Here is a 24,845-nt window from a genome sequence, read left to right as displayed (position 1 = left end):
CACACGCCGGGTGGCGACGGCGACCGGCCACGAGCCTCAGCCGTCGATCGGATATCAGTCCCGAGGGAGCAGCAGTCGCAGCTGCACCATGGCCGAGAACCGGGCCTCGGGGTCGGTCAGATCGAGTCCGCTGATCTCCGACAGCCGGCGCAGCCGGTAGCGGAACGTGTTGGGGTGGGTGTAGACGCGCGCCGCGGCCACGGCCACATCGCCGAACGCGTCCAGCCAGGCCCGCAGCGTCTCCACCAGGTGCGTGCCCTTCTCCCGGTCCTGCGCCAGCAGCTGAGCGACGGGACCGGTGGGTTGGTCGCCACGGGAGCGCACGAGATCCCCGAGCTCGACGAGCAGGGCCTCCATCTGCACCGCCGTGAAGCGGGCGACGGGCTCGTGTGACGGCGCCTGGCGGACCACTCGGAGGGCGCGGTCGGCATTCGCGCGCGATGCGGGGATGCCCGCCGCGCCCTCTGCGACGGTGCCGACGCCGATGCGGATCTCGCGTGCTGCGCCGAGCCGGCCCAGGAAGTCGGTCGCGACGCGGGCCGCGCGGCTGTCGGCGTCGGGGTGCTCCGCGCCCGCCTCGGCGTCGGAATGCTCCGGCCGGATGCCGACAACCGCGTACACGACGTTGCCGATCATGGCGACAGCCGAACGGAGGTAGACGGCGCCCAGGTGCACGGCGAAGGCATCGGCGATCCGTTGCCGCTCCGCCACACCGCGGGCGCCGGCGGACGGTTCGTCGTCGACCTCTTCCGCGGCGGACAGCGCGAGCACGACGCAACGATGATCGCTGAGACGCAGCCGAGCGGTGGCATCCGCCGCTCCGGGGCCGCCCTCGAGGATCGTGGCGAGCAGGTCGGCGCGCAGTCGGCGCTCGACGTCGGCGCCGGCCCGCAGCCGCAGCATGTGCAGAGCGACCAGCCCGGCGGAGTCCTTGAGCGCCCGCACGCGATCGGGGGACAGCGGCTCTTGCACGGCCGCCCAGATGGAGCCGAGGATCTCGTCGCCGGCGCGGACGGCGAGCGCCACGCGCGGGAACGAGGGGAGTCCTTCGGTGTTGTTCACGGGGCCGACGTCGATCGGGTCGACGCTGCGGTAGAGCTCCTGGAAGACGCCGCGCTCCTCGAGCTGACGTGCGAACCGCTCAGGCACCTGCCGCCCGAGCACCGTCTCGATGCGGGCGGGATCGGCCTCGTGCTGGCGTCCGGAGAAGGCGACGACGCGGGAGTTGCGGTCCTCGATCGTGACCGGCGCGTTCAGCAGGGTGGCGATCGCGTTGGCGAGGGCGAAGAGGTCGCCGGACGGCATCCCGCCGAGTGTCGTGGCCCCCTGTTCGCCGACGTCGCCCTCGGCGATCAACGAGCGCAGCATCGCCGCCAGCTGCGCCCAGGAGGCGCCGCGGGTGAGGGCGAGCACGGGGATGCCGGACGCCTCGGATGCTTCGCGCACCGGCAGCTCGGCTCGCACCGGCGCACGCAGCACCAGGGCGCAGGCCTGCTGCGCGGCGAGCACCCGGAGCAGCTCCGCGATCTCATCCGGATCGCTCAGACCGACGCCCAGAACGAGCGCGCCTCGCATCGGCATCGCATCGTCGAGGACGTCGTGGATGACGACGGTCTCGATCTCGGCGTCGTCGTCGGCCGCGCCGCTGACCACCTCGAGCAGGGTGTTGCCGAGGTCTTCGATGACCCGGCCGAGGCTGGCGCGGGGCCTTGTCGTCACGGACATGAGCACAGGGCCCAGGCTAGGGGGCGACCACCGGTCGCGGAACTGTGGGGCACGACGAAATCGTATCGACAGTTGGTCGATCTCGACAGGCTCGTCGTGCCCCGCGGGACATCAACCCATGCTCAGAAGGTGATCCACTCCGTGCGCACCGTCACGGCATCCAGCGCATCGGCATCCGGGGTCACGCCGATGCCCGGACCGGTCGGGACCGTCAGCGTGCCGTCCTCGACGACGAACGGTTCGGTGATGTCGCGTGAGTAGTAGCGGCCGGAGCCCGAGGTGTCACCGGGGAGGGTGAAGCCCGGGAGAGCGGCGAGGGCGACGTTCGCGGCCCGGCCGATCCCGGTCTCCAGCATTCCGCCGCACCACACCGGGATGTCGTTCGCCACGCACACGTCGTGGATGCGACGGGCCTCGAGGTAGCCGCCGACGCGGCCGGGCTTGATGTTCACGATCGAGCAGGCACCCAGGGCGATGGCATCCGCCGCAGCACGCGCCGACACGATCGACTCGTCGAGGCACACCGGGGTCGTGATGGCCTTCGCGAGCTGGGCATGGCCGAGCAGATCCTCCTCGTCGAGCGGCTGCTCGATCAGGAGCAGGTCGAACGGATCGAGCTTGGCGAGGTGCCGGGCGTCGCCCCGGTGATAGGCGGTGTTCGCGTCGACCTGCAGCAGCACGTCGTCGCCGAACCGCTCGCGCACGGCACGGACGGGATCGATGTCCCAGCCCGGCTCGATCTTCAGCTTGATGCGCACGTATCCCTCGTCGAGGTAGCCGTCGACCGCGTCGAGCAGCTCGGGAATCGAGTCCATGATGCCGACCGAGACGCCGCAGTCGACCCGGTCGCGCACGGCGCCCAGCTCGCGCGACAGCGGCACGCCCGTGGCCCGCAGCTCGGCGTCGAGGATCGCCAGCTCGACGGCGGCCTTCGACATGCGATGCCCCTTGAACTTCGCGAGCGCCGGAGCCACGCCACCGGCATGCAGGTCCTTCACCTGCGCCAGCGCCGGCAGCAGGAAGCGGGTGATGACGTCGACGCTCGCCTCGACATACTCGGAGGAGTACAGCGGGTCGTTCATCGCGACGCCCTCGCCCCAGCCCTCCGCCTCGTCGGTGACGGCCCGCACGATCAGCGCCTCGCGCACGGTCTGCACGCCGAACGACGTGCGGAACGGCGACACCAACGGCATCTCGATCACACGCAGCTCGAATCCGGTGAGCTTCATCCCTGTTCTCCTCTGTCGATGGTGTACGCGCCGGAGCGATCGAACGAGAGCACGCGCCCTCCACCCTCCAGCGCAGATCCGAGCGTCTCCCGCAGGGCCAGGCGCCACGCGGTCGCGCGGGCGGGCTCGGCGAGACGCAGGGACTCGATGTCGCGCGGCAGCGCCACACGCACGAGCCGCGCGTCGGTGCGATGCCGGAGTGGCCCGAGGTCATCGCCCACGCTGAGCAGCGCCGCACCGTCGTGTTCTCTCGCAGGCGCGGGCTCCCCGTGACAGGCGGCGACGACGCGCGGATCGCGCACGTACCAGGTGACGAGCATCCGGTCGGTGTCGTCCGCACCGTTGAGGGCGTCGGCCATGTGCCCGTAGAAGTTGCGGTGGTACGACGTGGGCGTCGCAGCGAGCTTCACGAGATTGAAGTGGGCGTTGCGGCTGATGAGCGGATCGAACGTCCAGGAGATCTCGTCGAGTCCCTCCTCGAGCGCCCAGGCGCGCTGATGCACCTTGAGCGCGAAGCCGACGCTGCGACCGCGCATCCGTGCCGAGACCCCGGCGATGTGGCTGTGCAGGGCGCGCTGATCCGGAGCCGCGAAGAAGCCGAAGCAGGCGCCGACGAGCTCGTCGTGCTCGAACGCGCCGCCCACGTAGCTGCCGGCCTTCGACAGGGCACGCAGGGTCTCGACGTTGACCGGCGAGGTCTCGCCCTGCTTGGTCCAGATGCTCTGGAACAGCTCCGCCACCCGGGCGAAGTCCCCGACGTCCTCGAGCAACCGGATCTCCACCCCCGCCCTCGACGCGGCGGCGCTCGCCGCGTCGGCAGCCTCCTCCGGCGAGGCGCGGAAAGCTGCGGCATCCGTCATGCTCATGCCCTTACTCCGGAGATCAGTCCCTGCAGGAGCAGGATGCGCTCCGGGATCATCTCCACGATCACGTGTTCGTCATCGGCGTGGGCTCCGCCGCCCACCGCGCCGAGGCCGTCGAGGGTCGGAACCCCCAGCGCCGCGGTGAAGTTGCCGTCGGACGCTCCACCCACCGCGACGCCTTCGAACGGCGTCAGACCGGCCTCCTGGGCGATCGCCACGGCGGCGCGGAACAGGTCCGCAGAGGCCTCGGGCTCCATCGGTCGACGGTTGGGACCGCCCTCCACGCGCACCGTGGCGCCGGGAAGCGTGGCGGGGAGGGCGCGGAGCGCCGCATCCACCCGGTCCTGCTCCGCGACCGTGCGCACCCGCACATCGACGGCGAACTCCGCATCGGCCGGCACCGTGTTCGTGGTGCTGCCGGCGCGCAGGAGCGTGGGCGTGACGCTGGTCCCCGCCGCCGCATCGCCGAGCTCGGAGACCGCGAGGAGGAGGTGCGCGGCCTCCACCGCCGCGTTCACGCCGCGCTCCGGTTCCAATCCGGCATGAGCCGCCCGCCCCGAGACGTGCAGCCGATAGAGCGAGACCCCCTTACGGGCGATCTTCACGGCGCCGCCGTCGGCCGACGCCTCGAGCACGAACACCGCGGCGCAGCCGAGCGCCTCCTGCTCGATCAGCGTGCGCGAGCTGGGGGAGCCGAGTTCCTCGTCGCCCGTGATCAGGATGCTGACGCCCGTGCGGTCGCTGAGCGAGGCCACGGCGTGCAGAGCCATCACCACGCCCGTCTTCATGTCGAAGCATCCGGGACCGCGGAGCACGCCGTCATCGATGCGGAACGGATGCCGCCGCAACGAGCCGAGCGGCCACACCGTGTCGTGATGCCCGAGGAGCAGGACCGTGGGCTCACCGAACCGCCACCGCAGATGCGTACGACCGTCGATGACGATGCGTTCCGGCGCGACGCCCAGCAGGCGCTCGCCGAGGGCGGCGACGACATCGGCGCTGTGGGCGACGGCGTCGAGGTCATCGGAGGGCGACTCGCAGGAGACCAGTGTCTCGATGTCGGCGAGGACCAGGTCGAGGTCCACGCCGGCCTGCACCGGCATCACGACACCTTCGGCGCCGCGCGGACGCCGTGGTGCAGGTAGCGCTCGCCGCCGGGCAGGGAATAGAACACCACGGCGTGCCAGGCCTGCTCACCCTCGGGGCGCATCACGAACTCGCCGCGACGGACGGGCACCAGCGGATGCTCCTGCACCGGGTCGGGAAGCATGGCGGCGAGCGGCCCATTCAGGGTCGTGCGCATACGCAGGCCGTTCTCGTCGCGGAAGATCTCGGTGCGCACGCCCGAGCGGTCGTAGACGCCCTCGAACTCGGAGAAGTCATCTGTGAACGGCTCCTCGGGCGGAGTGAGGCCGGCCGGCAGCTCCAGCGCCGCCAGCTCGCGGAAGATCTCCCCGAACAGCTCGACGTAGAGATCGTGGGTGTTGCCGCCGTTGGTCAGCAGCGTCACCGCGAGGCCCTCCTCGGGGAGGATGCGCAGGAACGACGCCTGCCCGATCGTGTTCCCGTCGTGCCCGATGAGGCGGTGGCCGTTCCAGTCGAACAGGATCCAGCCCACGCCCCACGCGTCTCCGAGCGTGTACGGGTCGGGCATGTCCACCTCACGCTCCTGCATCCGCGCCACGGCGGCCTCGGACAGCACGCGCGTCCCATCGGCGGCCAGTCCGCCTGTCAGGTGCATGCGGGCGAAGGCGAGCACGTCGGCCGTAGTGGAGTTGATGAGTCCGGCCGGGCCCATCGATCGCGGGAGCATCCAGGCGGGCGCGAGGTGCGGACCATCTTCGTCGACCACGGTGTGCCCGCTGGCCGCCCGGAACATGATCGCCTCCTCCGGGAGGGTCGAGGAGTGGGTGAGTCCGAGGGGCGTGAACACGAGGTCGCGCATGGCCTGATCCCAGGTCGTTCCGGTGACCTTCTCGATCACGCGCCCGGCCAGCGAGAATCCGGAGTTGCAGTACGACATCGTCGCACCAAGCGGGTGATTCTGCGCGACGCCGTCCAGGAGCGCGACGTACTTCTCGAGTGTCTCGTCGCCGCGTCCGGTGTCGGTGAAGACGTCGCCGTCGATCCCACTGGTGTGATTCAGGAGGTGACGCAGCGTCACTGTCCGCGTGATCTCCGGGTCGGAGGACGAGAACTCCGGCACGTACGAGACGACCGGGGCATCGAGGTCGAGCACACCCTGATCGACGAGGCGCATGATCGCGGTCGTCGTCCACACCTTGCCCATCGAGCCGATCTGGAACACGGAGTCGTCGGTGGTCTCGATGCCCGTGCGCGCGTTGAGTATGCCGTGGTGCGCATATACCGGCTCCTCGCCGAGACGCAGGATGCCGAGAGTCGCGCCCGGCACCTTGTGCGCTGCGGCCAGCGCACTGAGTCGCTGCTGCCAATGACGGGCGTCGAGGCGGGCGCGCACGGGTGTGCCGGCCGGCGGCGCGTACTGCTCGACCCAGTCGATCACGCGCTGCGAATAGTCGGCGCGGTGCGACGGAGGACCGGAGAGCACGAACAGGTGCGAGCCGCCGGGGTAGAGCACCAGGCGCGTGGGCACGTCGCGCTCGCGCAGCGCCGTGAACCACTGCTCGGCCTGACCGACCGGGCAGCGGTCATCGGCCGCACCCTGCAGGATCAGAGTCGGGGTGGTGACCTGGTCGACCTGCGTGAACGGCGACTGCGCGGAGAGGCGCTCCTCATCGCGCCAGGGGAGCCCGCCGTTCTCCTTCGCCGAGAGGTAGTGCCCGAAGTCGGAGGTGCCGCCCATCGAGAAGAGATCGGTGACCACGCCTCCGCCCACGGCCGCCGCGAAGCGGTCGTCGCGCGACGTGAGGAAGCAGGTCATGAATCCGCCGTAGCTGTATCCGGTCACGGCCAGTCGGGCCGGGTCTGCGATGCCCTCGGCGACGAGCTGGTCGATCGGCTCGAGGAAGTCGTTCGCGTCGTTGACGCCCCACCCGCCGGAGACCGCGGAGAAGAACGCGTCGCCGTAGCCGTCGCTGCCGCGGGGGTTGAGGGTGAGGATCGCCCAGCCGCGGCGCGCGAGCACCTGGTGGTACGGGTGGACGAGGTCGGCGGCACCGTTCCAGGCGTTGTGCGGACCGCCGTGGATGTCGAGCAGCAGCGGGAGCGGACCCGCGGCATCGGGATCGCGGCGCAGCCATCCCGTGACGACGGTGCCGTCGGCGATCGTGAAACGGCGCTCCTCCGCCGGGAGGAGATCGAATGCGGGTGTGCCGTAGTCGGTGAGGACACGCGTGGATCCATCCGTGAGGTCCAGCACCGCGATGTCGCCGAAGGATTCCGGCGTCGCGAGCGTGATCGCCGCGGAGGATGCCGCCACCGAGAGTCCTGACACGTTCGCGGTGCCGTCCACGAGGGCCGTGGCGCCCGAACCGTCCGGGGTGACGCGGTACACGTGCGAGTAGCCGTTGTCGCGGAGGCAGAACACGAGGTCCCCGCCGTCCGTGAACTGCGGCATGCCGCCCGGGTAGCCGGGACCACCCGGCATCACGTTGCGGTCGAGACTGCGCGTGATGTTCTGCGGTTCGCCGCCGTCGACCGGGAACAGCAGGAGGTCTGCGTTGCCGACCTCGGTGTCGGTGCGTCCGGCGGCGACGACATGGCGGCCGTCCGGCGTCCAGCCCACCGCGGTCGCCTGCACATCGGCGGCGCTGACCTGCACGGCCTCGCTGTTCGGATCGGTGGCGGAGCGGACGAACACGGGGACGCGCATCGTCAGATCCGCGTCATCCTCGACGCTCGCGGAGTAGGCGATCCGCGTGCCGTCGGGCGACCAGAACGGGTCGGAGGCGTGGGAGCGGCCGCGGGTGAGGACCGTCACCTTCCCCGAGTCGACGTCGAGCACGTGCAGCTGCTGCACGAGCGTGCCCAGGTTGCCCGCACCATCGGCCTTGTAGCCCAGCCGGTCGGTCGAGGCCGGCGCTGAGCGTCGGGCGAGGATGGTCTCCGCGGTCTCGCCGGGAAGCGCCGCGCTGTCGACCGGGGCGGTGAAGGCGACGCGTGTCCCGTCGGGGCTCCAGGCCGGAGCGCCGGCACCGAGCGGGAGAGTCGTGAGTCCGCGGGCCTCGCCACCGCCGGCCGGGAGCAGCCAGAGCTGCGCCGGGCCGTCCTGTGCGCGCAGGAACGCGAGCTGCGACCCGTCGGGGCTCCAGACCGGGGTCGAGTCGGCCGTCGCGTGCGTGAGCGGGACGGGGTCACCGCCGGTGGTCGGCACCTGCCACAGGGCGCGCGTGTCCCGGTCGCCGTCGCGGTCGGTCGTCCGCAGCACGAAGGCGATGCGGGCGCCGTCGGGTGACAGTGCCGGTTGCTCGGGGGTGCGGACGGCGAGCAGGTCGTCGACGGTGACACGGTTCATGGGAGCTCCAATCGGATGGTCAGTTCACTGTGTCCGCTGAGAGCGGGGTCGGTGTTGTGGTCGCGGCCGAAACCAGGGGGATGCTTTGGGAGATGGGCACAGTCCCGATCGGTGCATCCGCGGGCAGCCCCGCGAAATGACAGGCTGCGCCCGCCGGACCCGTGGGCAGCGGAGGCTCCGCGATCACGCAGAGCTGCCGGTCGGGGCGAGCGGCAGGACCGATCGGGCACCGTGGGTGGAAGCGGCATCCGCTCGGCGGCGCATGCGGATCGGCGGGCTCCACGTCGACAGGGGCGAGCGGGTCGACCGCCAACAGGTTCCCGTGCCGGGTCGGCGCCGCCTGGAGCAGGTCCCGCGTGTACGGGTGCTGCGGGTCGGCGAGCACCTGCTCGGTCTGCCCGAACTCGACGATGCGGCCGAGGTACATCACCGCGATGTGATCGCTCAGGTAGCGCACCACGGAGAGGTTGTGCGAGATGAAGAGCATCGTCAGGTCGAGCTCCGCCCGCAGTTCGCGCACGAGGTTGAGCACCGAGCCCTGCACCGAGACGTCGAGCGCGGAGGTGATCTCGTCGGCGATCACGAGCTCGGGGCGGGCGGCGAGAGCCCGCGCCAGGGCGATGCGCTGACGCTGTCCGCCCGAGAGCGCCGACGGGAGCGACTGTGCGCGGTCGGCGTCGAGGCTCACCAGGTCGAGCAGGCGGGCGACCTCGGCGCGGCGGGCCCTGGTTCCGCGGATGTCGCGGGGGAGGGCCTCGGCGATCGATTCGCCGATCGTCATGCGCGGGTCGAGCGAGGAAAACGGGTCCTGGAACACCATCTGGATGGGGCGACGACGGCGGAAGCTGCGCACGTCCACGCCGTCGAGGGTGATCGAGCCCTCGCTGATGGGCGCGAGGCCGATCGCGGCGCGGGCGAGAGTGGACTTACCCGAACCCGACTCGCCCACGAGTCCCACGACGGATCCCGACGGGACCGTGAGGGTCACGTCGTCGACAGCCGTGAGACCTGCGCGGTGCGTGCCGTAGCGCACGCTGACCCGGTCGAAGCGCAGTTCGCTCATCGCAGCACCGTCTCTTCCTCTTCGGCGACCGTGGCGATGGTCACCGGAACCGCCGTCTCGCCGCTGACCGGATGCCAGCACGCGACCCGATGGCCTTCGGCATCCGCCACGAGCTCGGGATCGGTCTCCCGGCAGAGCTCGGTGGCGAGCGGGCAACGGGCGGCGAACGCGCAGCCGGTGGGGAACGCGCCCGGTGCCGGGGGACGCCCCGGGATCATCTTCAGCGGCTCGCTGCGATCGGCGTCGATCTCGGGCACGACCTCGAGCAGGGCGCGGGTGTACGGGTGCCGGGCGTCGGTGTGGAGGGTCGCCGCGGGCAGGTCCTCCACGATCCGTCCCGCGTACATCACCAGCACGCGGTCGCAGGTCTGTGCGACGACCGCGATGTCGTGGCTGATGAGCAGGATCGCGGCGTCGGTGTCCCGGCGCACGCCGGCGAGGAGCTGCAGCACCTGTCGCTGCACCGTGACGTCGAGAGCCGTGGTCGGCTCGTCCGCGATGATGAGGCGCGGGTGGTTCATGAGCCCCATGGCGATCATCGCCCGCTGCCGCATGCCGCCGGAGAACTCGTGCGGGTACTGGTGGGCGCGTCGTGCCGCGGCGGGCACCCGCACCGACTGCAGGCGCTCGATCGCCCGATTCATCGCCTGCTTTCGGGTGATGTCCTGGTGCTCCGACGCGGCCTCGGCGAGCTGCGATCCGATCCGCCTCGTCGGGTTGAACGACGTCATCGGGTCCTGGAAGACCATGGCGAGCGAGGTGCCGAGCAGGCTCCGCACCGCGCGGTCGGATGTCGTCAGCAGCGGGGTGCCGCAGAAGTCCAGTCGTGCGGCGGTGACATCTCCGGGGCGCTCGATGAGCCGGGCGGCGGCCAACGCGGTGAGGCTCTTGCCGGAGCCCGATTCGCCGACCACGCCGATCGCTTCGCCGCGCGAGACCGTGAACGAGACGCCGCGCACGGGGGTGACCCATCCGCTCGGCGTCGGGAAGGAGACGCGCAGATCGTCGACGAGGAGCACCACTTCTTCGTCGTCGACCTGCGCGGGCTGAGCGGCTCGGGGGCGCACGATGGCGGGGAGGCGGAGGCGTCGGCGATCGGAGCGACCACCCAGGGCTGCCGCTGCGGTCTCGCCGAGGAGGTTGAACGCGAGTCCGGCGATCACCACGGCCACGGCGGGGCCGAGCGCGGCCGCCGGGTTGAGGTAGATCCGGTTCAGGCCCTCGCCCAGCAGCCGGCCCCAGTCGTACTCGGGCACCTGCACGCCCAGGCCGAGGAACGAGAGTCCGGCGAAGGCGAGCAGCGTCGATCCCGCGGAGACGGTGGCGTTCACGATGAGCGGTTCGCCGATGTTCGGCAGGATGTGCCGGATGAGGATGCGGAACCGCGAGACCCCGGCGACCCGCGCGGCGTCGATGAAGTCGCGTCCGGCGATCGCCGCGGACAGCGTCTGGGTGAGCCGCGCGAACTGCGGCGCCATCGCGAACCCGATCGCGAGGACGGCGCCTGTGGATCCGACCCCGAAGATCACCGCGAAGAACAGCGCGAGCAGGAGTCCGGGGAAGGCGACCGCGATGTTCACGAACCCGACGATCGGGCGCCCGATCCAGCGGGGGAGCACCGACGGTGCGGTACCGAGCAGCGTGCCGGCGACGACGCCGATGATCACGGCGATCACCGCGAGCACCACCGAGAGCCGGGTCGCGACCAGCACGCGGGCGAGCACGTCGCGACCGAGGGTGTCGGTGCCCAGCAGGTGCGCGGCGCTCGGTCCCTGGGTGATCTCGGTCGGATTCACCTGCTCGGCCTGCGCGCCCCAGATGATCGGCGCGAAGATCGCGGTGAGCGTGACGAGGAGGACCAGGCTGAGCGCGGTGATCCCCAGCGGTGAGCGGACGATGCCCGACCATGCCGTACGTGCCGACATCATGCCTCCCGGATGGTGGATCGAGGGTCGAGGAGGGCGAGGATCACGTCGACCACCAGGTTCACGATGAGCACTCCGATCCCGTAGACGAGCACGATGCCCTGCACGACCGAGTAGTCCTTGGTGAGGATCGATTGCACGATCATGGTGCCCAGGCCCGGCCAGGCGAACACGTTCTCGACCAGCACGGTGCCGGCGACCATGCCCGTCAGGAGCAGGCCGGTGAGGGTGAGGGTCGCGGTCATGGCGTTCGGCAGTGCGTGGCGCGAGTAGATCCGGTGCGGCGCGAGCCGCTTGGCCCGGGCGGTGCGGATGAAGTCCTGGCTGAGGACGGACAGCACCTCGACCCGGATGATGCGCGAGAACACTGCAGTGGGGGCGACGGCGAGGGCGATCACGGGGAGCACGAGGGCGAACGGGGCGGTGTTTCCGGCGACGGGGAACCAGTTGAGAGAGACCGCGAAGAAGTAGACGAGTCCGACGGCGAGGAGGAACTCGGGGATCGCCGCGAGGATGACGGATCCGGTCGCGAAGGCCAGCTCGAGGCCGCGACGCCGGCCGCCGCGGGTCGCGACGGCCATCGTCACCCCGAGCGGGACGGAGACCAGCAGCACCAGCACGACGGCGAGCAGGGCGAGCTGCAGGGTGGCGGGCAGGCGGGTGGAGATGATCTCGGAGACCGGCTGCCCGGTGATCATCGACGTGCCCATGTCGCCGGTGAAGAGGCCGCCGATGTAGTGGAAGTACTGCACGAAGAGCGGCTGGTCGAGCCCGAGCGCCGTGCGACGGGCCTCGACGAGCTCGGCCGGGGCGTTCATCCCGAGTGCGGCGCGGACCGGGTCGCCCGGCACCAGGTGGATCATGAGGAAGGCAGCCGTGACCAGCACCCACACCGACAGGACGAACTGCCCTCCGCGCCGGACCAGGAAGGACACCCAGGGGTTGTCCGACCGTGCGGATCTGATCAGTATCGCCTGTGTGGCGGTGGTGCTGGCCATCGGCTGCCTCCGGCTCTCGGGTCTACTCGTACATGCGGATCGAGGCGGGGTCGATGCCGTCGCCCTCGGTGAAGGTCACCTTGTTGCCGAACGTCGTCAGCACATTGTTGGCGTACGGGACGACCGACACCGACGTGTACAGGGCCTTCTCGGCGTCGCCCCAGTCGGCGCATCCTTCGGTGCCCGGCTTCGACGAGGCGGCGGTGACGGCGGCCGTGTAGGCGTCATCTGCCACCGACGCGAAGTTCGTGCCGTTGGGCGGGGTCGGTCCGGAGTAGAACGGCACCAGCATGCTCGGCAGCGAGACCCCCAGCGGAGCAGCGGAGACGTCCCAGTCGCCGGAGGCGAAGAGAGTCTCGCTCAACGAGGGCGCATCGACGGTCTTGATCGTCACGTCGACACCGAGCTTCTTCCACGATGCCTGCATGAGCTCCGCCGCGGCGCTGCCGCCGTCGCCGAGCGTCGTGGGAGTGAGGAGAGTGATCGTCATCGCCGTCCCGTCCTTCTCACGGATGCCGTCGGAGCCGGCCTTCCATCCGGCGGCGTCGAGGCCCGCGGCGGCCTTCTTCTCGTCGAAGGCGGGGAGCAGATCGCCGACGACATCGGCCTGGCAGGGGTTCGGAGCGATCGTGATGAGGCTCTTCGCCGCCGTGCCCTCTCCGCTCGTGAGGACCTGGCGGAGCTGAGCGAGGTCGAGTGCTTCCGTGAGGGCTTCACGCACTGCCTGATCAGAGCCGGGGTGGCCGTCCGCCTGGTTGAAGAACAGCTGTCCGGCCGCCAGCGGCAGCTCGGAGACGAACAGCCCGGCGTCCTGCAGGCGCTGGCGATCCGGGCCGATCACGAGTGCCGTGTTGACCTCGCCGGAGAGCACGAGGTTCGCCGCGGTCGTCTCGTTCGGGATGACTCGGTAGACGACCTTGTCGGGAATGCCCGGCTGCTTCGGATCCCAGTCGCCGGGCCCCCAGGTGAAGTCGTCGCGACGGGTCAGGGTGTACTGGCTGTTCGGCACGACCTCGGTGAGTGTGAACATCCCGGTCGCGCCTTCGCCGGCGGCTCGGGCGTCGGCGTCGTCGACGACGTTGCCGCACACGATCGAGATGCTTCCGATGTTCTCCACGAGGAAGGCATCGGGCCGTCCGCTCGTGACGGTGACGATGCCGCTGGCGTCGTCGCCCGTCGCGGTGGTGCCCGGCTGCACCTGCACGCCGGCGAGGGGAGAGCCGTTCGCCGGATCGCCGATGAACGAGATGTTCGCGGCGACGTCGGAGGCCGTGAGCGGCGAGCCGTCCTGGCAGGTGATGTCGTCGCGCAGCGTGAAGGTCGCCTGCTCCGTCCCGGCTTCCCATTCGGAGGCGAGGCCGGACAGGATCGTCCCGTCGCTCTGCACCTCGACGAGGCGACCGTACAGGTAGCGATCGATCTGTCGAGCGGTGCCGATGACGGTCGTGAACGGGTCGAGCGTGCCCGGATCGGTGGCGACGGCGGCGGTGAACGTCTTGCCGTCCGCGAGGACGCCTTCGGCACTGTCACCGCCTCCGGGGGGAGCGCTCGCGGCACAGGACGTCAGGGCGAGCGCCGCAACGCCCAGCAGCGCGATCAGCGGGGTACGAGAACGCATCAGAAGCCTCCAGCAGTGTTCGGGATGGTGCAGGTGGATGGTGCAGGGGGGGTGGATGGTGCAGGTCAGAGGGCGCGCAGGTGCTCGACGGCCGCGAAGCCCGCGCGGCCGATCGAGGCGTCCACCAGAGGCTGTCGTTCGGCCAGCGATGCGGCGCGGGTGAACACGGCCACCGCGTACTGCCGGCCGTCGGGATAGGTCACCACGCCGGCCTCGTTGCGCCAGGTGGGCAGCGTGCCGGTCTTCGCCGCGATGCGCACACCGGAGGGGAAGCCGGAGCTCAGCCGGTGCGGCCAGATCTGCTGCGCCATGATGTCGCGTGCCTGACGGCAGGCCTCGGCCGGTGCCGCGGTGTCGGTCCACAGCGCGTCGAGCAGCGTCGTGACATCCCGCGGAGTGGAGTGCGAGGTCTTGATCGGATGCACCGCGTCGAGCGCGAGGATCTGCTCGGCGCTCGCCCCCTCGAACAGCTCGTCGAGGTCGCTGTCGGGTGTGCCGCCGAGATCGGAGACGACCGAGGCGAACAGGTCTTCGCAGCACCCCACGAGCCGCGTCTGCCGCAGCCCCAGGTCGCTGATGACCCGGTTCACGGCATCGCTCCCGAGCCGGTGGTACACGACGTCGGTCGCGGCGTTGTCGCTCATGGTCATCATGTTCTGCGCGAGGTCGCGCCAACTGGCCTCGACGTCGTCCGAGAACCCCGCGGTGCCCACGCCGCCGATGCGGTAGCGCGCCGTCACGGTGGTCCGCTCGGTCGGGTCGAGTTCACCGGCGGCGACCGCACGGACGTACGCCGTGAGCACGAGGATCTTGAACACCGAGGCGAGCACCACGGGCTCGTCGGCATCGACGCTCACCTCCGGGCCGCCCTCTTCGCCGATCTCCCGCGCGTGCAGGAACCCGGTGGCGCCGGCATCCGCGAAGATCTCGGCGATGCTCTCCCCGCTGGTCACCGCGGTGTCCGGCTCGATCGCCGCCGTCGTGCTCATGCGTCGACCCGGCGGTCGGCTCGTCCGGTGTGCAGGTACAGGGCTCGTCCGGTGCCGTCATCGCCGACGAAGGCGTGCGGCATGCGCATCCCGTGCTCCTGCTTGCGGGGGAGCAGTGTGTCCGTCGTCCAGCCGACGAGTTCGACCGGCTCCGGTGCCGGGCCCAGCTCGGCGAAGATCCCCTTCATCGTGCGCTCGAGCCAGATGCGGCCGTCGTCGTCGAGTCGCACGGTCGAGTCCGAGACCGATGACGAATACGTGCCGAGGATGCGGTCCACGTCGACCTCGACCGGCGTCTCCGGGATCGTGGGCAGCGCGGGCATCGTGACCCCGGCCAGCTCCGCGAGCACTCGCGAGGTGATGGCGTGGTAGGCGTCGACCGTCTGCCCGCCGTTCGTGAGGACCGCCACGGCGACCCCCGCGGAGGGCACCATCCGCAGGAACGCGTTCTGCCCGATGGTGCCGCCGTCGTGGCCGATCACGGGGCCACCGTCCCAGTCGAAGATCTCCCAGCCCAGGCCCCAGGCATCGCCCATGAGGCCGAGCTCGGGGAGCTCGACCTGACGCTCCTGCATCGCGCAGACGCTCTGCTCCGACAGCACACGAGTCCCGTCGGGGGCGACGCCGCCGTCCAGGTGCATGCGGGCGTAGCTCACCAGATCATGCGCGGTCATCGCGAGCATCGACCCGGCGGGTGCGTTGGAGCGCACGAGGTTCCAGACCGGTGCGGGAACCGGCTCGTCGCTGCCCTCTGCCGGGATGTGCCCGAGCGCGGCGCGGAACATGATCGCCTCCGAGGCCGTGGTGGCCACATGCGTCAGGCCCAGCGGACCGGCGAGGTGAGTACGCAGCGCCTGGTCGTAGGACGTGCCGCGCAGGACCTCGACGATGCGGCCGAGCACCACGAAGGCGGCGTTGTTGTACGAGAAGCGCTCGCCGGGGGTGAAGAGCTGCGGAGCGTCGGCGATCGTCGCGAGGTACTTCTCCACGGCGTCGTCGCCGACCCCGGTGTCGTTGAAGAGATCGCCCTCGAAGCCGCTCACGTGGCTCAGCAACTGTCGGGCCGTGATCGTGCTCGCTGCCGCATCGTCGCCGATCGCGAAGGCGGGCACGGTGTCGCGCACCGGGGCGTCGATGTCGAGCAGCCCCTCGTCGACGAGCTGCATGATGAGCGTCGCCGTCCAGGTCTTGGTGATCGAGCCGATCTGGAAGACCGAGTCCACGTCGGCTTCGACACCGGTGTTGCGGTTCAGGATTCCTGCGGCGGTGGTGAAGATCTCACCGTCGGACAGGATCGCGACGGAGGCCGCGGGGATGTGCGCGTCGGCCAGCATCGCGGGAAGGTTCTCCCGCACCCAGCTGCCGATTTCGTTCAGGTCGGACACGTGCGCTCCTCTGCATCGAGTGGGTCGTCGCATTCGGGGCGACGGCGATGGGGCCGAGACTATTCGCGTGCTCCGCCGGCCCGTTGGTGCCGGGCGACGAGACTTGCGCAGACGTTGGTTCGCCCGGACGAAGGATCGATGCCTCAGGCATTCCCTCGTACGGGGCGCCCCGGAAGGGCCTCGGTCACGATCGCGCCGGCGCGCACGACGGGGGTGCCGTGCACATACAGGTGGCGGATGCCCCGCGAGGGCCGGGTCGGGTCGGAGTACGTCGCCCGGTCGGTCAGGGTCGTCGGATCGAGCACCACGATGTCGGCATCGGCTCCGATGGCCAGATGCCCTTTGCCGCGCATGCCGGAGGAGACCTCATCGAGCACCCGCGCGGGCAGGAAGGCGCAGCGACGGAAGGCTTCGAGCCAGCTCCACGTTCCGCTCTCGACGACCATGAGACGAAGGGACTTCGTGAACGTCCCCGCCGTGCGCGGGTGCGTGTGCCCGCCGGAGGGGAGAGGCCAGTCGCGCTGCTCGTACACGGTCCGGCCGTCGGTCTCTGCCCACGAGATCGGCATCGCATCGCTCGCGACGATCGAATCGGGGTAGGCGAGGGCACGGTGCAGGTGCGCGCGATCGAGGGGGTCCGCTTCGTCGAGGAACGTCACGATGCACGCGGCGCCGGGGTCGGTGGCGCGGACTTCGCGCAGCCGGGCGTCGTCGGCGATGCGCTCGCCGGTGTCGACGAGCACGAGCGAGCTCGGGGTGATTCCGAGTCCCTTGAGCTTCTCCGGGGCGAGGAAGAACGCGCCGATCGCCGTGCTGCCCGCGCCGTAGGGATAGGCCTCGACCGTCACACGGGAGCCCGCCGCGCGGCTGCGGTCGAGCAGAGCCAGCACGCGGTCGATGTGGCGCAGCGACGTGCTGTTCACATGGCAGTGGTGCATGGCGGCGCCGGTCTCGGCGGCCGCGCGGACGAGCTCTTCCGATCCGTCGATCGGCGTGCGGGGGTCGGCTTCGATCAGCTCGCGCACGTGCGTGAACGTCGGGGCATGCGCGGCCGCGGCCAGCCGGGCGAGCTCCAGGTACTCGTCCGGATCGGAGCGGGGCGCGTAACCCATGAGCACACCGATCCCGAGGGCGCCGGCGCCAAGCTCGTCCTCGAGCAGGCTCAACCAGCGGCGGCGTTCGGCGGGGGAGGAGGCGCGCTGCCACTCGGGCTTGCCGAGCAGGTCCATCGACGCGGCGAAGTCGGCGACGGGCACCCGGTCGAGGTGCGCGTACGCCCGCGCCTGCGACCAGGAGGCCGAGAATCCGTAGTTCAGGGGGCGGCCGTCTGCTGCGGCGCGTGCGAGAGCCTCGGCGATCGGCATGAGGCCCGCTTCGAGGTCGAGTGCGGTGGTGACGCCGTCCATCGCCTGCAGACGCTGTCCGGCGATCGAGTGCACGTGGCTGTGCAGGTCGACGAAGCCCGGCCCGACGATGAGACCCGTGGCGTCGACGATGTCCGCATCCACCGGCGCCGTGAGCGCGTCGCCGACGGCGGCCACCCGTCCGTCCGCGATCAGGAGGTCGGCGATCCGGTCGGATCCGGTCTTCGGGTCGATGACGCGCCCGCCGCGCAGCAGAGTGTCCACGTGGTCACGATGCCATGCTGAGGGAGGCCGTTCCGGTGCAGTTCGACGAAACCGGGTGCACGTTCCCGTGCCCCCGCACAACCGTCGACGCGTGGCGACGGTCGGCGAGAGGTGCGTGCGCGCGTCCCAGCAGACATAATGAAGTGACGATGTGACCGTGCACACGCGAGGAGGCTAGTGATGTCCACCGCCTCCGAGCGTGCGCGGCTGCCCAGCATCCGCGACGTCGCGCGGCTCGCCGGGGTCTCGCATCAGACCGTGTCCCGGGTGCTGAACGATCATCCGAGCATCCGTCCCGAGACGAAGGCCAAGGTCCTCGACGCGATCGCCGTGCTCGACTACCGGCCGAATCTCGCGGCCAGGGCGCTGGTCACCAGCAAGTCGAACATGCTGGGGATCCTCTCGGCGACGATCGGGGAGTTCGGTCCGACGTCGTCCATCGCGGGGATCGAGGATGCGGCGCGCGAGGAGGGGTACTCGGTCTCGACCCTGAACCTCCCCGCGACGAGTCCCGAGGCGATCGGCAACGCGGTGCGGCAGCTCTCGCGCGAGCAGGTGGACGGGATCGTGGTGCTCGCACCGCAGGTCCGGGTCTTCCATGTCCTTCGCGGCATGTCCGTCGACATGCCGTTCGTCACGCTGCAGACGGCATCCGGCTCGGACGGGGTGAGCCTGTCCGCCGACCAGGTCGCCGGTGCCAGAGCGGCCACGGAGCACCTGATCTCGCTCGGTCACAGTGACATCCTGCACCTGGCGGGGCCGCAGGACTGGATCGAGGCCGAGTCACGCATGCGCGGCTATCTCGACGGGCTGCGCGAAGCCGATCTGCCGACGTTCCCGCCGATCCGTGGCGACTGGACCGCGGACTTCGGGTACTTCGCGGGCAAGGAGCTCTCGCTCCGGCGCGACTTCACCGCCGTGTTCGCCGCCAACGACCTCATGGCGATCGGGCTGATGCACGGGTTCCGCGACTCCGGGATACGCGTCCCGCACGACGTGAGTGTGATCGGTTTCGATGACATCCCCGTCGCGGCGCATGTGGCTCCGTCGCTCAGCACCGTGCACCAGGACTTCCCCGAGCTCGGGCGCCGCGCCGTGCGCATCCTGCTCGCGCAGATCCGTGGTGAGCAGGTGCCGGAGTTCGGCCCGCTGCAGACGATCCTGCGTGCGCGCGAATCCGCCGCATCACGCTGACCGTCGAGAAACCGCGGTGCATCGCTGCGGCGACGGTGCTGCGCCATGCCTGCGTAATGCCTGCGCATCACGGTAGCGACACGAAATCCCGGCGTGGACTTGACAGCGGTCCGCCAGAAGACGACGATATATCGATGTGAACGGTCACATTGAAGGTGACCGCACGTCGCGAGGAATGATCCGTGAGCACCACTGCAACGTTGCCGACTGTGTCAGGCCCGATCCTGGAGATGCGCAGCATCACCAAGGAGTTCCCGGGGGTCAAGGCGCTGGCCGATGTCTCCATCACCGTCCGCGCCGGCGAGATCCACGCGATCTGCGGTGAGAACGGCGCCGGGAAGTCGACCCTGATGAAGGTCCTCTCCGGGGTGTACCCCTACGGGACCTACGAGGGCGAGATCCTGCTGTACGGCGAGGAGCAGCGCTTCAAGGACATCGTCGCCAGCGAGCAGGCCGGCATCGCGATCATCCACCAGGAGCTCGCGCTGATCCCCGAGCTCTCGGTCACCGAGAACATCTTCCTCGGCAACGAGATCTCCCGCGGCGGCCGCATCGACTGGCAGGCGCAGAAGGAGCGCACGATCGAGCTCCTCGCCCGCGTCGGTCTGAGCGAGGACCCGGACGCGCAGATCAAGACCCTGGGCGTCGGCAAGCAGCAGCTGATCGAGATCGCCAAGGCGCTCAACAAGGAGGTCAAGCTCCTGATCCTCGATGAGCCGACCGCCGCGCTCAACGAGAACGACTCCCAGCACCTGCTCGACCTGATCCTCGGCCTCAAGGCCAAGGGCATCGCGTCGATCATGATCAGCCACAAGCTCAACGAGATCGAGCAGATCGCCGATGAGATCACGATCATCCGCGACGGCCGCACGGTCGAGACGCTCGACGTCTCCCGCGGTGAGATCAACGAGGACCGGATCATCCGCGGCATGGTCGGCCGCTCGCTCGAGAGCCGGTACCCCGACCGCACGCCCGAGATCGGCGAGGTGTTCTTCGAGGTCAAGGACTGGTGGGTGCAGCATCCGACCGTCCCGGAGCGCATGGTCGTGAAGGGCTCGAACATCAACGTCCGCCGCGGCGAGGTCGTCGGCATCGCCGGGCTCATGGGCGCCGGGCGCACCGAGTTCGCCATGAGCATCTTCGGTCGCTCCTACGGCAACTTCCTCTCCGGCACCCTGATCAAGGACGGCCAGGAGGTCGCGCTCCACGACGTGTCATCCGCGATCAAGCACGGCCTGGCGTACGTCAGCGAGGACCGCAAGGTGCTCGGGCTCAACCTGCTCGACACCATCAAGCGCTCGGTCGTCGCCGCCAAGCTCTCCAAGATCGCCAAGCGCGGCGTCGTCGATGCGCGTGCCGAGTTCGCCGTGGCGGAGGACTACCGCAAGGCGCTCCGCATCAAGACGCCCTCGGTCGAGGAGGGGGTCGGCAAGCTGTCCGGTGGAAACCAGCAGAAGGTCGTGCTGGCGAAGTGGATGTTCACCGACCCCGACCTGCTGATCCTCGACGAGCCGACCCGCGGCATCGACGTGGGCGCGAAGTACGAGATCTACGCGATCATCAACCAGCTCGCAGCTCAAGGTAAGGGCGTCATCGTCATCTCCAGCGAGCTGCCCGAGCTGCTCGGCATCTCCGACCGCATCTACACCGTCTTCGAAGGTCGGGTCACCGACTGCATCCCGGCCGACCAGGCGACACCCGAGGACCTCATGCGCAGCATGACCTCGACGAACCAGAAAGCATCCGCATGACCACCGACACCACCGCAACGAAGCGCGGCTTCCACTTCAAGGACATCACGAAGATGTTCGGGGGCGGCCAGTCGACGCTCCGCCAGTTCGGCATCCTCGGCAGCCTCGTCGTGATCCTGGTCGTCTTCCAGGTGCTGACCTGGATCTTCAAGGGCACCGGCCTCACGCTCTCGTCCGGCAACCTGATCAACGTCGTCAACCAGTACTCGTACATCCTGATCCTCGCGATCGGCATGGTGATGGTGATCATCATGGGTCACATCGACCTGTCGGTCGGCTCGGTCGCCGCGTTCACCGGCATCGTGGTCGCGAAGGCCATGGCCGACTGGAACCTCCCCTGGCCGCTCGGTGTGCTCCTCGGCCTCGGCGTCGGCGTGCTCGTGGGTGCCTGGCAAGGGTTCTGGGTGGCGTATGTCGGGGTACCGGCGTTCATCGTGACGCTGGCGGGCATGCTGTTCTTCCGCGGAGCGAACCAGTGGGTCGGCGACTCGCAGTCGATCCCGGTCCCGCAGGGCTTCAAGGTCATCGGCGCCGGTTACCTGCCCGAGCTGTCGTTCATCCCCGTGCCGTTCAACGTCTTCACCATGCTGCTCGCGCTGCTCGGCGTCGCGTGGATCGTCTTCTGGGAGATCCGCACCCGTCGCATCCAGCACAAGATGGGTGCCGAGATGGCGCCGCTGTGGGTGAGCGTCACCAAGGTCGTGCTGATCTCGGTCGTGATCCTCATCGCGGGCTGGTTGTTCGCCACCGGCCGTGAGGGCACCAGCTTCCCGATCTCGGGCATCATCCTGCTCGCGCTCGTCATCCTCTACTCGTTCATCACGAACAACACCGTGTTCGGTCGCCACATCTACGCGGTCGGTGGCAACCGCCAGGCCGCGCGCCTGTCGGGTGTGAAGGACCGCTGGGTCGACTTCTTCGTGATGATGAACATGTCGGTGCTCGCCTCGCTGGCCGGCATGATCTATGTCGCCAGGGCCACGGCCTCGGGGCCGCAGGACGGCAACGGCTGGGAGCTGGATGCGATCGCGTCGGTCTTCATCGGTGGCGCGGCCGTCTCGGGCGGTATCGGAACCGTGATCGGCTCGATCATCGGTGGTCTCGTGATGGCGTTCCTGAACAACGGTCTCGCGCTGCTGGGCGCCGGTGCCGACGTGGTCTCGATGATCAAGGGCCTCGTGCTCCTGTTCGCCGTCGGTGTCGACGTCTGGAACAAGCAGCAGGGCCGCCCGTCGATCACCGGCTTCCTCACGCGTCGCTTCGGCCGCAAGGAAGACCCGATGACCGACACCTTCGACCCGAAGGCGAACTACCCCACCAGTCAGAAGTACGAAGCCCCCGCCGTCGACGAGACGCGCGGATAGTAGGGGTCTCACTGCGCACGCACACGCGTCGAGACCTACACACACCAGAGAAAGAGATCACATGAAGAAGATGCTTCTTACGGCGACAGCGATCGTCGCCGTGGGCGCTTTCGCCCTCACCGGCTGCTCCTCGGAGCGTGGCGGAGACACCGGCGCCGATGGGGGCGACGAGGCGGCAGCAGGCTTCGCCGCCGACGCCACGATCGGTGTCGCCCTCCCGGACAAGACCTCGGAGAACTGGGTCCTCGCCGGTCAGCTGTTCACCGACGGACTCGAGAAGGCCGGGTTCAAGGCCGACGTGCAGTACGCGCCGGCCAGCAACACGGTCGCCGAGCAGCAGAACCAGATCCAGGCGATGGTCACCGGTGGCGCCAAGGTCATCATCATCGGCGCCAAGGACGGCAAGCAGCTCGCGACGCAGGTCGAGGCCGCCCGCGACGCCGGTGTCGCCGTCATCGCGTACGACCGTCTGATCGAGAACACGGAGGCCGTCGACTACTACGTCGCGTTCGACAACTTCGAGGTCGGCAAGCTCCAGGGTCAGGCTCTGCTCGACGGTCTCGCCGAGCGTGCGGGCCACGAGGCTCCGTACAACATCGAGCTGTTCTCGGGCTCGCCGGATGACGCGAACTCCGCGGTGTTCTTCAACGGCGCCATGGAGGTCCTCCAGCCGAAGATCGACGACGGCACGCTGAAGGTCGTCTCGGGTCAGACCGAGATCGCCCAGACGGCGACCGAGGGCTGGAAGGCCGAGAACGCGCAGCGCCGTATGGACTCGATCCTCACGTCGACCTACAGCTCTGAGACGCTCGACGGCGTCCTGTCCCCGAACGACACGCTCGCTCGCGCCATCATCACCTCGGTGCAGGGTGCGGGCAAGGATGTCCCGGTCGTCACCGGCCAGGACTCCGAGGTCGAGTCGGTGAAGTCGATCATGGAGGGCATCCAGTACTCCACGATCAACAAGGACACCACGCTCCTCGTCGAGCAGTCGATCAAGATGGTCGGCCAGCTCCAGAAGGGCGAAGAGGTCGACGTGAACGACACCGAGCAGTACGACAACGGTGCGAAGGTCGTTCCCGCGTTCCTGCTGCCTCCGGTCATCGTCACGAAGGAGAACGCGGCCGAGGCGTACGCCAACGTCCCGAGCCTCCTCGAGATCGTGAAGTCGTACCAGTAATCCCGCAGCATCCTCGGGCCGTCCGGACCTTCGGGTTCGGGCGGCCCGTTCGCTGTGTCCCGCTTCCGGTCGCCGTTTCCTGCTACCGGTCGCCACCGTTCAGAACGGAGCGGGCACTGTTGACTCGGTGAACCTCACCGTGTTCTGGGGCGGCGGCCGATCGATGTACGTGCGTCCGGTCGGGCTCGTCCACTCCAGCACGCCACCCGCACGCTGTTCGACCTGCCAGGGGGAGTGGTGCTTGAGCATGTGATGTCGTCGGCAGAACGCGGCGAGATTCACATCCGTGGTCGCGCCCCCGGTCGAAGCCGCGTGATTGTGGTCGAGATCGCACTTCCGCGCCCCGATCCCGCACCCGGGGAACCGGCACCGCTGATCCCGCGCGCGCAGATGTCGCCGCAACTGCTCGCTCGGCCGGTAGCGGTCGACGGCGAGCAGCGCGCCGGAGATCGGATGCGTCAGCACACGATCCCAGCCCACGGCCGAGCCGGCAAGCCTGCGGGCGGTCGTGATGTCGATCGGCATCGTGCCGTCGAGCAGGGCTGGCGGCACGGAGTCACCGGAGCGCCCGCATCCGGAATCGCCGGGCGTGCGCACGAAAGCGGCGGCATCCGGAGCCTTCCGGTCATCGTCCATCAGAGACATCACCGGCACGGAGACCTCGACGCGGGCGCGGATCTCGCCGAGCAGCCCGTCGGTCGTGTCGTGTCCTGCCGGGGTTCCCGTGAGCAGGAGGTCGGCGAGCAGGTCGGCGCGCAACTGATCGATCGTGCGCTCGTCTGCCGGAGGGCCATCGGAGTCGGCATCTCTCGCCGCGCGGGCATTGTCTTTCTTCACCGCGTGCGCCATCTGCGAGAGCCGGTCGAACATGCCGTGGATGAGCGCGGCCGGGCCGCGGGTGCCGAGCTCGGCCATCCCGTCGTCGAGATCTCTCGCCCACACGCGGCGGCCCTTGCGGGCCTCGCGGTGCCGTTCGGTGACCGTGCGCTCCTGGAACCGTTCGGCCAGGCGCCGCGCGAGCCGCCGTAGCCGGTTCGGGGACTCGGTCTCGGCGATCGCCACCGCTTCGCCGGCGTAGGCCCGCCGGTCGGCGGCATCGTCGAGGTGGGCGCCCGCGTCGACGATCACCCGCGCGTGCGCAGCGCTGATGCGCCCCTCGCCCTGCGCCTCCCACACCGTCGGGAAGCGCTCGACGAGCCAGGAGGCCTCTGCCATCCGTCGCTCGATCGTGCGGTCGCTCAGGTGCTGCGCGGCGCCGATCTCGGCCGCCACCGTGCGGATCGCCATGTCGCCATGATCGGGATGCGCAGCCTCCCGGGCGATGTCGATCGCCAGACGCCCGGCCATCGCGAGCATGCCGTCTCTGGCCGCGTGCATGCTGCTCAGCGTCGCTTCTGCCGCCTCGAGCGACGCCACCAGATCGGCGAGCATCGCCATCTGGGAGTCGGTCGCGTGGAGCAGTGCTGTCATGACTTCAGTCCATCACGAACCACCGACA

At 69.6% G+C, this 24,845-nt stretch carries 17 protein-coding genes; 4 read left to right on the top strand and 13 right to left on the bottom strand.

Annotated features, from left to right (window positions below; all coding sequences use genetic code 11):
* Nucleotides 1-54: 54 nt before the first annotated feature.
* The 12 genes from BQ2383_RS05900 to BQ2383_RS05845 all read right to left on the bottom strand — a co-directional run bounded on the left by BQ2383_RS05900 (nt 55) and on the right by BQ2383_RS05845 (nt 17,858).
* Complete coding sequence (locus BQ2383_RS05900) at nt 55-1,725, bottom strand: helix-turn-helix domain-containing protein (RefSeq protein WP_167381551.1); 1,671 nt, start codon at nt 1,723-1,725, stop codon at nt 55-57.
* A gap of 122 nt (nt 1,726-1,847) precedes the next feature.
* Entirely contained in the window at nt 1,848-2,954 is a 1,107-nt protein-coding gene (gene menC, locus BQ2383_RS05895; protein ID WP_091031046.1) for an o-succinylbenzoate synthase, read from the bottom strand.
* Nucleotides 2,951-3,820, bottom strand: a complete 870-nt coding sequence (locus tag BQ2383_RS05890; RefSeq protein WP_208617626.1) for a GNAT family N-acetyltransferase — start codon at nt 3,818-3,820, stop codon at nt 2,951-2,953. Before BQ2383_RS05890 ends, menC begins: the two co-directional genes overlap by 4 nt.
* Complete coding sequence (locus BQ2383_RS05885) at nt 3,817-4,920, bottom strand: M20 family metallopeptidase (RefSeq protein ID WP_091031040.1); 1,104 nt, start codon at nt 4,918-4,920, stop codon at nt 3,817-3,819. Before BQ2383_RS05885 ends, BQ2383_RS05890 begins: the two co-directional genes overlap by 4 nt.
* Nucleotides 4,920-8,252, bottom strand: coding sequence for a serine hydrolase (locus tag BQ2383_RS05880; RefSeq protein WP_091031037.1), 3,333 nt, complete (start codon nt 8,250-8,252; stop codon nt 4,920-4,922). The genes BQ2383_RS05885 and BQ2383_RS05880 overlap by 1 nt, the downstream gene beginning before the upstream one ends.
* A gap of 19 nt (nt 8,253-8,271) precedes the next feature.
* A complete protein-coding gene (locus tag BQ2383_RS05875; RefSeq protein WP_091031034.1) occupies nt 8,272-9,315 on the bottom strand; it encodes an ABC transporter ATP-binding protein in 1,044 nt (347 codons plus the stop codon).
* Complete coding sequence (locus tag BQ2383_RS05870) at nt 9,312-11,243, bottom strand: dipeptide/oligopeptide/nickel ABC transporter permease/ATP-binding protein (protein ID WP_091031031.1); 1,932 nt, start codon at nt 11,241-11,243, stop codon at nt 9,312-9,314. Before BQ2383_RS05870 ends, BQ2383_RS05875 begins: the two co-directional genes overlap by 4 nt.
* Complete coding sequence (locus BQ2383_RS05865) at nt 11,240-12,238, bottom strand: ABC transporter permease (protein WP_091031028.1); 999 nt, start codon at nt 12,236-12,238, stop codon at nt 11,240-11,242. Before BQ2383_RS05865 ends, BQ2383_RS05870 begins: the two co-directional genes overlap by 4 nt.
* 22 nt (nt 12,239-12,260) lie before the next feature.
* A complete protein-coding gene (locus tag BQ2383_RS05860) occupies nt 12,261-13,856 on the bottom strand; it encodes an ABC transporter substrate-binding protein (protein ID WP_091031024.1) in 1,596 nt (531 codons plus the stop codon).
* A gap of 65 nt (nt 13,857-13,921) precedes the next feature.
* Entirely contained in the window at nt 13,922-14,845 is a 924-nt protein-coding gene (locus BQ2383_RS05855; protein ID WP_091031020.1) for a serine hydrolase, read from the bottom strand.
* On the bottom strand, nt 14,842-16,230 hold the full coding sequence (locus BQ2383_RS05850; protein ID WP_091031017.1) for a serine hydrolase domain-containing protein: 1,389 nt from the start codon (nt 16,228-16,230) through the stop codon (nt 14,842-14,844). The genes BQ2383_RS05855 and BQ2383_RS05850 overlap by 4 nt, the downstream gene beginning before the upstream one ends.
* Before the next feature lie 143 nt (nt 16,231-16,373).
* Nucleotides 16,374-17,858, bottom strand: a complete 1,485-nt coding sequence (locus tag BQ2383_RS05845) for an amidohydrolase family protein (RefSeq protein WP_091031013.1) — start codon at nt 17,856-17,858, stop codon at nt 16,374-16,376.
* Between the two features lie 180 nt (nt 17,859-18,038).
* On the opposite strand from BQ2383_RS05845, the gene BQ2383_RS05840 reads away from it, so the two are divergent.
* The 4 genes from BQ2383_RS05840 (at nt 18,039) to BQ2383_RS05825 (ending at nt 23,347) form a co-directional block, all read left to right on the top strand.
* Nucleotides 18,039-19,052: a LacI family DNA-binding transcriptional regulator gene (locus tag BQ2383_RS05840; protein ID WP_091031010.1), complete on the top strand. Its 1,014-nt coding sequence runs from the start codon at nt 18,039-18,041 to the stop codon at nt 19,050-19,052.
* A gap of 182 nt (nt 19,053-19,234) precedes the next feature.
* Complete coding sequence (mmsA, locus tag BQ2383_RS05835) at nt 19,235-20,803, top strand: multiple monosaccharide ABC transporter ATP-binding protein (RefSeq protein WP_432206335.1); 1,569 nt, start codon at nt 19,235-19,237, stop codon at nt 20,801-20,803.
* Nucleotides 20,800-22,167 carry a multiple monosaccharide ABC transporter permease gene (gene mmsB, locus BQ2383_RS05830; protein ID WP_091031004.1) on the top strand — a complete coding sequence of 456 codons (1,368 nt, stop codon included), beginning with the start codon at nt 20,800-20,802 and terminating at the stop codon, nt 22,165-22,167. Before mmsA ends, mmsB begins: the two co-directional genes overlap by 4 nt.
* Before the next feature lie 61 nt (nt 22,168-22,228).
* Nucleotides 22,229-23,347 (top strand): substrate-binding domain-containing protein, encoded by a 1,119-nt coding sequence (locus BQ2383_RS05825; RefSeq protein ID WP_091031000.1) that lies wholly within the window; start codon nt 22,229-22,231, stop codon nt 23,345-23,347.
* 99 nt (nt 23,348-23,446) lie between these two features.
* On the opposite strand, the gene BQ2383_RS05820 is transcribed toward BQ2383_RS05825, so the two are convergent.
* A complete protein-coding gene (locus tag BQ2383_RS05820) occupies nt 23,447-24,817 on the bottom strand; it encodes an HNH endonuclease signature motif containing protein (RefSeq protein ID WP_091030997.1) in 1,371 nt (456 codons plus the stop codon).
* Nucleotides 24,818-24,845 lie beyond the last annotated feature (28 nt).

The sequence above is a fragment of the Microbacterium oxydans genome (assembly GCF_900095745.1).
Lineage (GTDB): Bacteria > Actinomycetota > Actinomycetes > Actinomycetales > Microbacteriaceae > Microbacterium > Microbacterium oxydans_B.
Note: the sequence above shows the minus strand (reverse complement) of the source record. Positions and strands in the feature narration are given on the sequence as shown.

What these genes read in the sequence shown, in the direction of transcription:
- BQ2383_RS05860 (WP_091031024.1), bottom strand. Translation starts at nt 13,856, where the DNA reads ATGCGTTCTCGTACCCCGCTGATCGCGCTGCTGGGCGTTGCGGCGCTC.
- BQ2383_RS05880 (WP_091031037.1), bottom strand. Translation starts at nt 8,252, where the DNA reads ATGAACCGTGTCACCGTCGACGACCTGCTCGCCGTCCGCACCCCCGAG.
- BQ2383_RS05870 (WP_091031031.1), bottom strand. Translation starts at nt 11,243, where the DNA reads ATGATGTCGGCACGTACGGCATGGTCGGGCATCGTCCGCTCACCGCTG.
- BQ2383_RS05865 (WP_091031028.1), bottom strand. Translation starts at nt 12,238, where the DNA reads ATGGCCAGCACCACCGCCACACAGGCGATACTGATCAGATCCGCACGG.
- BQ2383_RS05825 (WP_091031000.1), top strand. Translation starts at nt 22,229, where the DNA reads ATGAAGAAGATGCTTCTTACGGCGACAGCGATCGTCGCCGTGGGCGCT.
- BQ2383_RS05840 (WP_091031010.1), top strand. Translation starts at nt 18,039, where the DNA reads ATGTCCACCGCCTCCGAGCGTGCGCGGCTGCCCAGCATCCGCGACGTC.
- BQ2383_RS05890 (WP_208617626.1), bottom strand. Translation starts at nt 3,820, where the DNA reads ATGAGCATGACGGATGCCGCAGCTTTCCGCGCCTCGCCGGAGGAGGCT.
- BQ2383_RS05855 (WP_091031020.1), bottom strand. Translation starts at nt 14,845, where the DNA reads ATGAGCACGACGGCGGCGATCGAGCCGGACACCGCGGTGACCAGCGGG.
- BQ2383_RS05820 (WP_091030997.1), bottom strand. Translation starts at nt 24,817, where the DNA reads ATGACAGCACTGCTCCACGCGACCGACTCCCAGATGGCGATGCTCGCC.
- BQ2383_RS05875 (WP_091031034.1), bottom strand. Translation starts at nt 9,315, where the DNA reads ATGAGCGAACTGCGCTTCGACCGGGTCAGCGTGCGCTACGGCACGCAC.
- BQ2383_RS05900 (WP_167381551.1), bottom strand. Translation starts at nt 1,725, where the DNA reads ATGTCCGTGACGACAAGGCCCCGCGCCAGCCTCGGCCGGGTCATCGAA.
- BQ2383_RS05885 (WP_091031040.1), bottom strand. Translation starts at nt 4,920, where the DNA reads ATGCCGGTGCAGGCCGGCGTGGACCTCGACCTGGTCCTCGCCGACATC.
- menC (WP_091031046.1), bottom strand. Translation starts at nt 2,954, where the DNA reads ATGAAGCTCACCGGATTCGAGCTGCGTGTGATCGAGATGCCGTTGGTG.
- mmsB (WP_091031004.1), top strand. Translation starts at nt 20,800, where the DNA reads ATGACCACCGACACCACCGCAACGAAGCGCGGCTTCCACTTCAAGGAC.